This window comes from Gilliamella bombicola, from assembly GCF_900094945.1.
Classification (GTDB): Bacteria; Pseudomonadota; Gammaproteobacteria; order Enterobacterales; family Orbaceae; genus Gilliamella; species Gilliamella bombicola.
Window position 1 is genome coordinate 19,168 of sequence record NZ_FMAQ01000001.1, and the last position, 13,727, is coordinate 32,894.

The 13,727-nt window shown below is 37.0% G+C and carries 10 protein-coding genes; 3 read left to right on the forward strand and 7 right to left on the reverse strand.

All coding sequences use genetic code 11. The features are described 5' to 3' along the window. Nucleotides 1-189: 189 nt before the first annotated feature. From recG to pmbA, 5 genes are all read right to left on the reverse strand, one after another. A complete protein-coding gene (gene recG, locus GA0061081_RS00120) occupies nt 190-2,283 on the reverse strand; it encodes an ATP-dependent DNA helicase RecG (protein WP_091345924.1) in 2,094 nt (697 codons plus the stop codon). Nucleotides 2,284-2,288: 5 nt separating this feature from the next. Continuing rightward, on the reverse strand, nt 2,289-4,397 hold the full coding sequence (gene spoT / locus GA0061081_RS00125; protein WP_091345927.1) for a bifunctional GTP diphosphokinase/guanosine-3',5'-bis pyrophosphate 3'-pyrophosphohydrolase: 2,109 nt from the start codon (nt 4,395-4,397) through the stop codon (nt 2,289-2,291). A 23-nt stretch (nt 4,398-4,420) separates the two neighbouring features. After that, the gene (rpoZ, locus tag GA0061081_RS00130) at nt 4,421-4,711 is read right to left on the reverse strand and encodes a DNA-directed RNA polymerase subunit omega (protein WP_091345929.1); all 291 of its coding nucleotides are present in this window, start codon (nt 4,709-4,711) and stop codon (nt 4,421-4,423) included. 159 nt (nt 4,712-4,870) lie between these two features. Beyond that, nucleotides 4,871-6,613: a SulP family inorganic anion transporter gene (locus GA0061081_RS00135; RefSeq protein WP_202983819.1), complete on the reverse strand. Its 1,743-nt coding sequence runs from the start codon at nt 6,611-6,613 to the stop codon at nt 4,871-4,873. An 8-nt stretch (nt 6,614-6,621) separates the two neighbouring features. After that, complete coding sequence (gene pmbA / locus GA0061081_RS00140) at nt 6,622-7,974, reverse strand: metalloprotease PmbA (protein WP_091345932.1); 1,353 nt, start codon at nt 7,972-7,974, stop codon at nt 6,622-6,624. A gap of 77 nt (nt 7,975-8,051) precedes the next feature. Between pmbA and yjgA the strand changes: the two genes are divergently transcribed. The 3 genes from yjgA to cspE all read left to right on the forward strand — a co-directional run bounded on the left by yjgA (nt 8,052) and on the right by cspE (nt 9,892). Continuing rightward, nucleotides 8,052-8,588, forward strand: a complete 537-nt coding sequence (gene yjgA, locus GA0061081_RS00145; RefSeq protein ID WP_091345934.1) for a ribosome biogenesis factor YjgA — start codon at nt 8,052-8,054, stop codon at nt 8,586-8,588. 65 nt (nt 8,589-8,653) lie between these two features. Beyond that, a complete protein-coding gene (gene ppa, locus GA0061081_RS00150) occupies nt 8,654-9,184 on the forward strand; it encodes an inorganic diphosphatase (RefSeq protein WP_065561528.1) in 531 nt (176 codons plus the stop codon). 498 nt (nt 9,185-9,682) lie between these two features. Beyond that, nucleotides 9,683-9,892, forward strand: coding sequence for a transcription antiterminator/RNA stability regulator CspE (cspE, locus tag GA0061081_RS00155; RefSeq protein ID WP_025315032.1), 210 nt, complete (start codon nt 9,683-9,685; stop codon nt 9,890-9,892). Nucleotides 9,893-10,031: 139 nt separating this feature from the next. Here cspE and gapA read toward each other — a convergent pair whose 3' ends face one another. Both gapA and GA0061081_RS00165 read right to left on the reverse strand, forming a co-directional pair. After that, complete coding sequence (gapA, locus tag GA0061081_RS00160; protein ID WP_091345936.1) at nt 10,032-11,030, reverse strand: glyceraldehyde-3-phosphate dehydrogenase; 999 nt, start codon at nt 11,028-11,030, stop codon at nt 10,032-10,034. A gap of 687 nt (nt 11,031-11,717) precedes the next feature. Next, the gene (locus tag GA0061081_RS00165; protein ID WP_141683301.1) at nt 11,718-13,373 is read right to left on the reverse strand and encodes a hypothetical protein; all 1,656 of its coding nucleotides are present in this window, start codon (nt 13,371-13,373) and stop codon (nt 11,718-11,720) included. Between the last annotated feature and the right edge of the window lie 354 nt (nt 13,374-13,727).

A 13,727-nucleotide genomic window follows, 5' to 3' on the forward strand; every position in this document is an offset into this window, starting at 1 on the left:
TAGCCATTGCAGTGCAAAGCGCAAATAATCATGGCTAACCAAACAGATATAAAAATGGGTAAACTTATAAAGTTAAAAATTTAAGATTAAAGCCATACATCAATTTACCAAGTAATAAACAATTGAGTAATTAACTGTTTTATAGCAATGAGTTGGATTGATAATAATTTAAAATCAACACATTAAAGATTACGCATTAATATATTTTTCACGATTTGGTAGCCAGCAATCAACTAATTGCACTGCGCTTTGTGGGTAGTTTTTTTGGATATCATAAGAGGCTTGCTGTACTTCGCTAATCAAATGCTGGTCGCGAATCAGATCAACCACTTTAAAATTAGCCATTCCCATTTGCCGTGTTCCTAAAATTTCACCACCACCTCGAAGTTCAAGATCTTTTTGAGCAATAACAAAACCATCATTACTTTCACGCATTACCTTCATACGTGCTTGGGCAATTTTGCTTAAAGGTGCTTGATACATCAACACACAATGAGACACCGCCGAACCACGTCCGACTCGTCCACGCAACTGATGCAATTGGGCCAAACCTAATCGTTCTGCATTTTCGATAATCATTAAACTAGCGTTAGGTACATCAACACCGACCTCAATGACCGTTGTGGCAACAAGCAATTGAATTTTTCCGGCTTTAAAGTCTTGCATGACGGATTGTTTTAAATCAGATTTCATTTTGCCATGCACTAACGCAATGCTTAAATGAGGTAAACGCGCTTGTAATTCAGCAACCAACATTTCAGCCGCTTGCGCATCAAGCGTTTCGGACTCTTCAACCAAAGTACATACCCAATATACTTGACGATTATCTAAACAAGCCTGATTTACACGTTCAATGATCTCATCACGGCGAGTATTAGGTATAACAACTGTGGTAATCGGCGTTCGTCCCGGTGGTAGTTCATCAATAACTGAAACATCGAGATCGGCATAAACTGTCATGGCTAATGTTCTGGGAATAGGCGTTGCGGTCATAATTAATTGATGTGGATAAAGATGATCTTTAATGCCTTTTTCCCAAAGACTTAAGCGCTGATTAACACCAAAACGATGCTGTTCATCAATAATAACCAAACCTAATGAATTAAATTGCACTTTATCGACAAATACCGCATGCGTTCCAATTAACATGGTAATTTCACCATTTAAAATACGCTCATAACGCTGTCGCTTATTTTTGGCTGTTAAACTCCCTGATAGCCAATCAACAGAAATACCTAGTGGATCAAACCATTGTTTAAAATTGTGATAATGCTGTTCTGCTAATATTTCAGTCGGCGCCATTAACACCACTTGGTTACCGTTTTCAATCGCATTTAATGCCGCTAATGCAGCAACTAATGTTTTGCCAGAGCCCACATCACCTTGAACTAATCGCATCATCGGCACAGGTTTGGTCATATCTTGATAAATATCTTGCACAACTCGTTGTTGAGCACGAGTTGGGGTAAAGAGCAATGATGATAAAAACGGTTTAATCAAGCGTTGATTTGGAAAAAATTGATGCGATTGCTGGTTTTGGTTATGTTTTTTTATCATCAACATACTCAAATGATACGCAAGCAATTCTTCAAAGATAAATCGTTTAATCGCAGGGTGTTCTCCCGATTCTAACTGCGCTATTTGGGTATCAATCGGTGGGTTATGAATAGTATTTAAACAATCTAATGCTGACAAAAAATGACAAGCTAGTTGTGGTGGTAAAATTTCGTCTGGAGGATTATTTTTCAAAAACAATAATGCCGTCATAATCGACCGTCGAATCACTGTTTGAGATAATCCATAGGTGGTTGAATAAATAGGCGTATATTTTTCTTGATCATCATTTAAAGTGGTATTTTTATCATCCCGATTGGTTTTAAGTTTAAATTGAGGATGAATAATTTCAAGGTGGTTTTTTCCGCGTTTTATTTCACCATAAGCACTGACCCATTTTCCTTTTATTAACGAAGCTTTCATACCCGCAGTAAAATGCATAAATCGTAATAAAGCAATGCCTGAATGGTCTTGAACATAGCAAACGAGCATTTTCCGACGGCTAAATGTCACTTCGCTTTTGACAATCACACCTTCGATTGTCGTAAATTCACCGATAACGGCATCACCAATAGCACAAGACGAAGTGCGATCTTCATAGCGTAAAGGGAAATGCAATAGCAGATCTTTGGCGGTATAAATACCTAATGTATTGAATTTTTTTTCTAAACTTGCACCAATCCCCATTAATTTTATTAATGGCAAATGGTCTAGAAAACGATTTATCATAATGACTAATTTATATTTCGTATAACACTTACTACATCAGGTTGAAGTGATATTTTACGAATTAATTCATTAAGTTGTTGAGTATTGTTTACTTCTATCTGTAAGATAACAGTATAAATTTGCCTATCTTTTTCTTCAGTATTTAGCCATTGCAAATGAGTATTGTCATCATTAATAATCGAAAGAATATGAGCTAAAGAACCTTGAGTATTTAAAATATCGACCCAAATTTCAGCAACAAAGCGTTGAGAAATATCTGGTGCCCATTTGAGCGAGATGTATTTTTCTGGGTTATTTTGATAACCAGTAATATTGCGACAAGATTCATGATGCACTGTCAGTCCCTTTTCAGGGCTAACATGCCCAACAATAGGATCATTGGGAATAGGATGACAGCACTTAGAAAATGTCACCAAAACGCCTTCGCTACCAGTAATAACAAGTGTTTTATTTTGCTCTGATTTACTTTGTAACAGCGATTTATGCTCTAAACCTTTAGCAATAAAATGACTCATAATATTGCCTAGCCCTATTTCGGCTAAGACGTCATCAAAAGTGGGTAATTGTGCTAATTCAACCGCTCGAGCTTTTTGACTCGATGATAGCCCACTAATACCGCCAGATTTAACTAACGAAAGATTAAGTAAACGTCGGCCTAGTTCAATGGCATCTTCACGTTTAAGTGTTTTTAGCGCATGACGAATACGCAACTTTGCTTTAGCACTCACTACAAAATTCAGCCAATTGGCATTAGGTCGCCCTTCTGGTGAGGTAATAATTTCGACCGTCTGCCCACTGCTTAATGGCTGTGATAGTGGATAAGGTTTACGATCAACAATCGCGCCAATACATTGATAACCAATATCTGAATGAACCGCATAAGCAAGATCAACCGCAGTCGCCCCTTCAGGTAACTGAACAATACGGCCTTTAGGAGTAAAAACGTAAATCTCTTTAGGAAATAAGTCTGATTTTACGTTTTCGATAAATTCAAAAGAGTTCCCTACACTTTGTTGTAGTTCTAGCAGGCTTTGCATCCAACGCTGTGCTTTAATTTGCGTTGTAGTATTGTTTAATTCGTCAGTTTCGTTATATACCCAATGCGCAGCAACGCCCATTTCGGCCATTTGATCCATATCTTCTGTACGAATTTGCACTTCAACGGGGGTTCCGTGTGGACCAATTAACGATGAATGTAACGACTGGTAACCATTCGCTTTAGGAATTGCTATATAGTCTTTAAAGCGATTAAGCCGTGGTTTATATAAATTATGTACCAGCCCAAGCGCACGATAGCAGGCATCCACATCTTTAACCACAATTCTAAAAGTGTAAATATCCATAATGGAATGAAACTGCTGCTCGCGCAGTTTCATCTTTTGATAAATCACATAAATATTTTTTTCAATACCTGTCACTTTTGCATCAATATAAGCATCGAGTAATCGCTGTTTTATTTCAGACAAAATCTGTTGAATAAGCTCTTTTCGGGTATTACGCGCTGTTTTAACCACTTTTTCAATCACTTTAGCGCGATTAGGATGCATTGCTGTAAAGCCCAAAATCTCAAGTTCAGTTTTAATATGATGAATACCTAAACGATGAGCCAAAGGAGCATAAATTTCGAGAGTTTCTTTAGCAATGCGGCGGCGTTTGTCAGGCCTTAAAGCCTCCAATGTGCGCATATTATGAGTACGATCGGCAAGTTTAATTAAAATAACGCGCACATCTTCGGTCATGGCGAGCACCATTTTTCGAAAATTTTCGGCTTGTGCCTCTTGTCTGTTACGGAATTTTAATTTATCAAGTTTAGAGACACCTTCTACTAAAACGGCGACATGATTACCAAATTTGTTTGTAATATCTTGAAAAGTGACTGGAGTATCTTCAATAGTGTCATGTAAAAGTGCGGCAATAATGGTTTCATAATCAAGCCGCATTTCAGCTAAATTTGTTGCCACTGCAACAGGGTGAGTGATATAAGGTTCACCACTACATCGGAATTGCCCTTCATGAGCATTTTTAGCAAAAAGATAAGCATCTTGTATCAATTCGACTTGTTTAGGAGGAAGATAAGATGCTACAAGCTCTTTTAAGCTATCAAAATATTGCATAAGCAATTCCTGTCAAGCTAAACTTATTCGTACGATGGCGTATTTTCGAGAAGAATCGACTCATGAAGCGTTGCACGCACTTCTGCTTCTTCATCTTGGCGTGCTTGGAAATCGGCAACATCAAGAATTTGCTTATTTACAAGACCTTCTTCAATTTCACGCAAAGCAACAACCGTTTCTTTGTCGTTTTCTTCCGGAACCAGTGGTGATTTATTTTCAACTTGTAGTTGACGAGCGCGTCTTGCTGCTACAATAACGAGATCAAAGCGATTACCAATTTTTTCTACTGCATCTTGAACAGTTACACGTGCCATTTTTACCTCTAAAATTGTTTACTAAAATGCTTCATTTGAAAGATCTAGTATTCTACTTAAATTTGTAGGGTATTGTCTATATTAATATTGGCTGATCTATCGAAATCAAGGGATATTTAGATAAATAAAAAAAACAAATCTGTCATATTTAATCACCCATTATGATAACTGGTCATATTCATCGTCAATCTTATTATCCATATGCTCCTTACTTTGAACCAATCTAACCGCAAAATAAAGATCATAAGCGAACTCAACATATTCTTCATCAAGCCTAATATTCATTTTTTTAAACCAGTTTTTAAGCGTTTTACGTCGACCGGATAAAATTAGAATAATGTTTCTTACTTTTAAAGACTTCACCAACTCATCAATTCCCGAAAGCACACTAACATCTTTATAAGTAAAACAAGGAATTGCATCAACAATCACATAGTGTATAGGCTCTTGAGCTTCATCAACATAACTAATAATTCTTCGTTTAAAATACGCAATATTAAAATACGTCAATGGAGAATTAAATCGATAAATCATGGTATTACTGAGCGGCTTTACATCTTGGCTTATTGAATGAATTCGACCACTTTCATCTACGCCTAGCAATTGATCGTTTGGCCTAAATACACGACGTAAAAACAAAAATAGCCCTAATAATACTGCTAACGCCATACCTGGAATAATACCGATAACCAGTACTGATACAAGTGTTGTCAAACTTAAATAAAATGCATCCCGATCAAATTTAAAAAAACGGATAATTGTTTGAAAATTGATTAACGAAATTGAAGAATAAATTAAAATCACCCCTAACACGCAAGTTGGAATAAATTGTAAAGGTGAAAGAAAAAACAACACAACTAGACCAATTAACATTGCGGCAATAATCGAAACGAGCTGAGTTTTCCCCCCATTGGCATCATTCACAGCGGTTCTTGATGACGTACCACTAACCACAAAACCTTGTGATAACCCAGCTACAATATTGGCAATACCCAATGCTTTAAATTCAACATCAGCATTTGTTTCATAATTATTTTTGGATGCAAAACTGCGCACAGTTATCATCATGCTCACAAAACAGATGATGGCAATATTAAGTGAAGGAACAACTAAATCACGCATTAAACCTTTATCAAAATCAAGCCATGATTCGGCTGGAATAAAATCACTACTCACATTACCAATAATCCGAATATTAAAGTGATCAAAATTAAACAGCCATGAAAAAAACGTCATCACAATAACGGCTAACAGCGGCGCTGGATATTGAGGCTTTAAACGCTTTAAAACAATTAAAATTAATAACGTAAAAAATGAAACCAGTGCAGTACCTATATGGATTTGTAGTATTTTAAAGGGGAAATACACAATTCGCTCAATCAAATAAGAATAATCATAACTAAAGCCCAATGTTTTGGCCAACTGATCAACCATAATGGTGATTGAAATACCATTTAGTAAACCAATTAAAATAGGCTGACTAAGCAAGTCGGCCAAGGCTCCTAAATGCAACTTTCCTGCGATGATACACCAAATACCTATCATGATTGTTAATATCACAACTAATTGCCAACGCAATATTGGATCATTTGCCGCTAACGGTAATACAACAGCCGCAACCACTGCACAAGTAGCCGTATCAGGCCCCACAATCAGTTGTTTAGAAGAACCAAAAAGCGCATACACAATTAAAGGCAAAATGGTCGAATATAGTCCAGCTATAGCACCAACGCCAGTCAATTCAGCATAAGCAATTGACACAGGTAATGAAACAGCGGCAACCGATAGACCAGCCTTAATGTCAAAACCTAAATACTCGCGTTTATACTGTAATAAACTGCTTAACCCTGGCATCCATGAAGTTATTTTTTGAAAAAAAGCACTGTGAAAAAATCTGCCCATACTGATCCTTATTTTCCGGCTATGCTCATATTATCAATCAAAATTGATCCACATTGGATATTCGTTCTTGTCTCAATATCATTACCGATTGCCACAATGTTCTTATAGATATTTTTAAGATTACCAGCAATGGTAATTTCGTTAACTGGATATTGAATTTGACCATTTTCAACCCAAAAACCAGTAGCACCACGCGAATAATCACCAGTCACACTATTAACACCTTGCCCCATTAACGAAGTTATAACAACACCTTTATCCAATTTTTTAAGCATATCATCAAAACCCGCATTATTTTGGCTTGGTGATACAAACCAATTATGAATTCCACCTGCATGCCCAGTCGATGTTAAACCCAATTTACGCGCAGAATAGTTACCTAACAAATAAGTCTGCAGCACACCTTGCTCAACAATATTACGTTGAACTGTTTTAGTACCTTCGCTATCAAAAGGTGATGACCCAATACCTTTTAGAATATGAGGATCTTCATAAATGGTTAGCCAGTTAGGAAAAACAGTTTGCCCAACACTGTTTAATAAAAACGAGGATTTACGATAAATTGCCCCGCCACTTATAGCGCCCACTAAATGCCTAATCAGCCCAACGGCAACTTCCGCACTAAATAGCACTGGTGCTTGCATGGTTGGGAGTTGCTTAGCGCCTAAATGTGAAATCGCTCTGTCGGCCGCCTGCCTACCAACCCAATTTGCTGATTTTAGCTCACTAAAATCGCGTGATGAAGTATAAGCATAATTACTTTCCATCTGCCCTGCTTGTTCAGCAATGACAGAACATGAAAGTGAATGTGAACTTGCGCAATAACCTTGTAACATCCCTAAACTATTACCGTACACATAAACACCATAGCGACTACTAAAATAACCGCCATCAGTATTAATTAATTTTGAATGATTGAGCGCGGTTAACTCGGCTTGTTTGGCCTGCTCAATAGCGTTATCGACATTCAAATCACTTGGGTAAAATAAATCTAAATCAGGTGGATTAAATGCCATTTGGCTTGCATCCCCTAAACCAGAACAAGGATCGGGCGAGGTATATTGCATAATATTAATTGCCATATCCACCGTTTGCGAAATAGCCTGTTCGGATAAATCATTGGTTGACGCACTGCCTTTACTTTGATTTTGATAAACAGTTATAGATAGCGCACCATCACTATTAAACTCAACATTTTCAGTTTCGCCTAGACGCGTGCTTACACTAATACCTGTTGATTGATTAATTGATACCTCAACAGCATCAACACGTGATTTTGCTTGATTAATAGCATTAGCGACAATGGCTGATAAATGTTCTTTTTGCTTTAAGGCTTCTTTTTTATTCTGTTCAATGCTCATTTTATTATTTTCTACAATTCTGCTAGTGATACGTTATAATAAGCCAGAATTAAATATTAGTTAACAAAAGAAATAATATGAATCACAATCAAGAGACAAACCTAGAACCCAACTTTGCTATTGACAATGAAGACGAGGAAATCATTTACGTTAGCAAAAGTGAAATTAAACGCGATGCCGAAGCCCTCAAAAAATTAGGTATTGAACTTGTCAATTTAAGTAAAAACGAACTAGAAAAAATCCCTCTGGATGAAGATCTTATTTATGCTATTGAACTTGCGCAGAAAATAAAAAAAGAAGGATATCGCAGACAAATTCAATACATTGGTAAACTGTTACGTAGCCGTGACATTGAACCTATCAGCCAAGCGCTTGATAAACTGAAAAATCGACACAATCAGCAAATTGCCCTATTTCATAAACTCGAAAAGCTACGCGATGACCTGATCACAACTGGCGATGCTGAAACCATTATGGACTTATATCCAACAGCCGATCGCCAGCAACTTCGCACCTTAGCTCGTTTAGCTAAAAAAGAGCAAGAAGCCAATAAACCCGTCAAATCGGCAAGGCAAATTTTTCAATATTTAAAAGAATTGAGCGATACAGAATAATCTTTATAATGTGCCGCTTATTGTTAATAACAAACACTATATAAACTTAGATAGAGGATACAAAAATGGGACTTTTAAATGTACCAGCAGGTAAAGAATTACCAGATGATATTTATGTTGTGATTGAAATTCCAGCTAACGCAGATCCAATAAAATATGAAGTCGATAAAGACACCGGCGCTGTATTTGTTGACCGTTTTATGGCAACAGCAATGTTTTATCCATGCAACTACGGTTATATTAATCACACATTATCATTAGATGGCGATCCAGTTGATGTATTAGTCCCAACACCATACCCATTACAACCAGGCTCTGTTATTCGCTGCCGCCCTGTTGGTGTATTAAAAATGACTGACGAAGCCGGTCAAGATGCAAAACTAGTTGCAGTGCCTCACAGCAAACTATCAAAAGAATATGATCACATTAAAGATGTTGATGATTTGCCTGAATTACTTAAATCGCAAATCAAACATTTTTTTGAACAATACAAAGCATTAGAAAAAGGTAAATGGGTTAAAGTTGACGGTTGGGACAATGCTGAAGCAGCCCGTAAAGAAATTATTGAGTCATTTGAACGAGCCAAAAATAAATAAAATTAAGTAACAAAAAACTTCAACAAAGCCATAAATACCATTTATGGCTTTTATTTTATATAGGGGCTATTGATTTTCCATTATCAATGGTACAAATAAGTTATATCGGAGCGGTGCGTATGATATGGCGAAAAATGTAAAGAAAATTATGATTAATACAAAAAATCAACAACCTCTAATATATCGACTTTCGAAATAATTTAAAAGATTCAATTACCCAGCAATTTACTTTTTATCAATTAATAAGTGACTGTCTAAAAATTTAAGAAAAACTGTATTCTAAGTAAAAAAAATTGTTATTAACATCTTGCTTTCGATTATAAATTATGCGGTAATAGCAATGGGCAAACAACATAGTAAAAAATTACGGAAACGATTCACCTTAATTAATGTAACCTTGAGTACATGATTATGGTTTTGAGCTACATAATTAATACAATGTTAATACCCATACGAGCCGAAAGGCTAATTATTAATTATTGTTAGGATGTCTAGTAAATGAATAAGAAAACAGGCCAAGTGAAATGGTTTAATGAAAGTAAAGGTTTTGGTTTTATTACCCCTGCTGATGGAAGCAAAGATGTATTCGTTCATTTTTCTGCTATTTCAGGTGACGGTTTCAAAACCTTAGCTGAAGGGCAACAAGTTGAATTCGCTATCCAAGATAGCCCTCGCGGACCAGCCGCTGCTGAAGTTGTTGTTATCTAATAATTGAAGCTTAAAAAATTCATTTCCATACAGCAAAACGCCCATTCGAAAATGGGCGTTTTTTATATTCTAAAATTACATAATTTAATGCATAAAAAAAGCGACCCTAAGGCCGCCTTTAAACAAAGCTAAATGTTAATTATTTCTTAGAAATAACCGCAATTAAGTCTAGAACTTTGTTTGAATAACCTACTTCGTTATCATACCAAGAAACAAGTTTAACAAAGTTATCGCTTAATTGGATACCGGCTTTAGCATCAAATACAGATGTGCAAACTTCACCTAAGAAATCAGTAGAAACAACATCATCTTCTGTATAACCAAGAACGCCTTTCATTGGACCTTCAGCAGCGGCTTTGATTGCTTTACAGATATCTTCGTATTTAGCAGGTTTAGCTAAACGAGCTGTTAAGTCAACAACAGAAACGTCTGGAGTAGGAACACGGAAAGCCATACCTGTTAATTTACCATTTAATTCAGGGATAACTTTACCTACTGCTTTAGCAGCACCAGTTGATGAAGGGATGATGTTTTGAGCAGCACCACGACCACCACGCCAATCTTTATGAGATGGACCATCAACAGTTTTTTGAGTTGCAGTAGTTGCGTGAACAGTAGTCATTAACGCTTCAACGATACCAAAGTTGTCGTTGATAACTTTAGCTAATGGCGCTAAACAGTTAGTAGTACATGATGCGTTAGAAACGATATCTTGACCTGCATAATCTTTATCATTAACACCGATAACAAACATTGGTGTGCTATCTTTTGAAGGACCAGTTAAAACAACTTTTTTAGCGCCAGCTTGGATGTGTTTACGCGCAGTTTCGTCAGTTAAGAATAAACCAGTTGCTTCTGCAACAACATCAACACCGACTTCGTTCCATTTTAAGTTTGCAGGATCGCGTTCAGCAGTAACACGGATTGCTTTACCGTTAACAACCAATTTACCGTCTTTAACTTCAACTGTACCGTCAAAACGACCGTGAGTTGAATCATATTTAAGCATATAAGCCATATATTCAACATCTAATAAATCGTTGATTGCAACAATTTCAATGTCTGAACGTTTTTGAGCAGCACGGAAAACAATACGGCCAATACGGCCAAATCCATTAATACCTACTTTGATTGTCATAACAATTACCTTCTTTTTTTGAGTTTTTAATGTAAAAATCCTTTCGTGTAAACTATCAAATTTTATAGGTTTATTCAAGAAGATTCCTAATAATTAAACACGAATTGATTAAATAGATTAGACCAAGTTAAGGTTAGATAAATTATCGCAAATAAAATCATTGTGTTATTTAAAATAATTGCCCAGTATCGTAAGACGTACTATAGTTAAACTATGATTGTAAAAAGTTTATATGCGCGATAGATTCAATTGGATAAAAAGCGGGCTGAAACATTTTTCTTTAAATATCTATTAAAACGACAAAAAACTATATTATATTCTAATAACCTAGTTTAGTTGTTGGCACATTCTGATGCAGGAATAAGACAAATAAAATAAATTATTTTTTTATGATTTACATTTTTGATTGGGTATTTTTTGTTAAAAAACACCCCCAAAAATTCCAATAAAATCAATACCTTTTCTGACCGATTTTTAATGAAAAATTGAATACTTTTTTGAGAATTAAAAGCGATTATTGCTTTGGTTGTTTGGATCTTATGTTGTTGTAGTAATTAACCACGACAACACAAGCCCAGTTTTACTGGTCCGCCCCAACTACGCGGGAACTTTATTCTTTGTTAGATTATCCTCTATCTACACTATAACCCCCCCGCAGCCCAAGGTTTAAGGACTAAGAAATAAAAGCTAAGGTGCGGTGCAAACAGCGTAAGAGCTATTGCTGATGCTGAGCCCGTTAACGGCGCCGCTGTCCGAGTAGACATTGAAGCCATTACCACCTGAGGCATCGCCCGTCCAGTAGCTGCCGGGGATGAAGTCCGCATCAGCATAGATGCCCATGCTGCCCCACTCCGTGAAAAACCCAGCACCTATGTGACGTTGGTAAACATTATTACTAGACGACGGCGTGGCGCCTACTGCAGCTCGACAAGCTGAACCTGAATTAAAACCAGAACAAGTCGCATTAGTTAAATCCCTAACCTCTGACAAACGATAACCCAAACTTCTACACCAAGAGGATTGATTAGGCTGGCTATAGTTATTAGCCCCTTGATGGACAAACCACTGCTTTAAGACAAATCCATACCTCACCTCATGACCACGACTATCCCTACCGACTAACTCAAACGTCTGTGGCAAAGATGGCACAATCAATGGATTAGGAGTAGCTGACTGTAACTGAGTTCTATCCGCCCTAGGACCGCTTAACGTTACCCGTGTTACATAACTGGATTTATCTCTAATCCATTCATCGGCTTGTAGAATATTTCCATGTGGGTCTGTGAATGCACCAGAACGCGGCTTTGTCCAACTTACCGTTGCTCTTATACTACCATTCGTGACAACAGACCACGTCAACTGACTTCCATCTACTCCACCTATGTCTAAATCAAAATACAATCCATCAGCACCCGTTGTCGGAAAGTTTCGGTTGTAAGATGATGGACTTGTTGACTGAACTAAAAAACCCCTAACGGGACTCCATATGTTAGCTGGACCTGCGTAGCGAGGATTATCATTAGAAACGATGTTAGTAGTACCCCCCATTAACAAATTCGGCCTTGCGTAACAAACTCGAGCAACAGTGTTATACGGATTGATATAATAATCCACCATAGCTCCACCGAAATTACTACTCCTTGGCACCCCATACTGGGTAGTTAAACTTCCTCCTGTACTTATTAACCTTACCCTATAAGGAGCATTACATATATCTAATGCATCACTACGATTAACGGTATTGCCATTTTTATCCGTAAACGATACCGATATACTCCCTGTAGCCGTTACTCCATTAGCCCCCTGTCCATCCCCATCATCATCTTCCCAATTACCCTGAACAACCAAATCATTCATACTAATTGAACTCTGTGATGACGGGACGACCATTGTTATATGACCTAAGTTACTCCCCACATACGGCAAACTTATCGGATTTGCTGCACTTGATGGATTAGTAGATGGCGTGATAACCCGACCATCCTGCAATCTTATAGACAACAAACTGTCTGCATCTGTTACCTTTGTCCGACCACCGTCGAACGTTAAATACGGCGCACTACCTTCTATTTCCTTTGATGTATTTGCCGTCAATGCCATAGAACACTGCGCATACGACAATAAGAGTAGCAACACAAAAAACAACGGCAATTTAGGTAGAAAAGATAAGTGTCTCGGCCTTGGTGATAACACTGCCGATAAACATGGCGACTTCGTTAAATGCAATGATTTTGATAATTCAGATGATACAAATAAGAACTGAGTCTGATTTAGACTACAGCGAAAATGAAAAAGATTTAGGGCGTAGGTTTGGCAGGCCAGATGCCAGATGCCAGATGCCATGCATGGTAGCGCATTTCGATTATCCTGTCAAGTAATTTTTTGTTTTATTTGAATTTTTTACAACTGACTGCTTAACTGATGAGCTCTCTCTTGTTTTGAAAGCGATTGAATTATAATCGGTTGATTAATAATGCGCTAGTTTTTTTGTTAAATATTTGTAAAGTTTTGTTATGGATAATAGGAGTTAAATTATCGTTGCTTGTTTTGGGGAATATTTTTGCTGGTTGCTTTTTTAGTACCTTTAAAAGTACCAACAACTAGGTAAGATTAGCACCTTAAGAAGGAATATGTGGCTTGGCTTTATAGGATTTCGCATAAAAATTCTTCACTCGGGCGTTATCTCAGATGCTATTT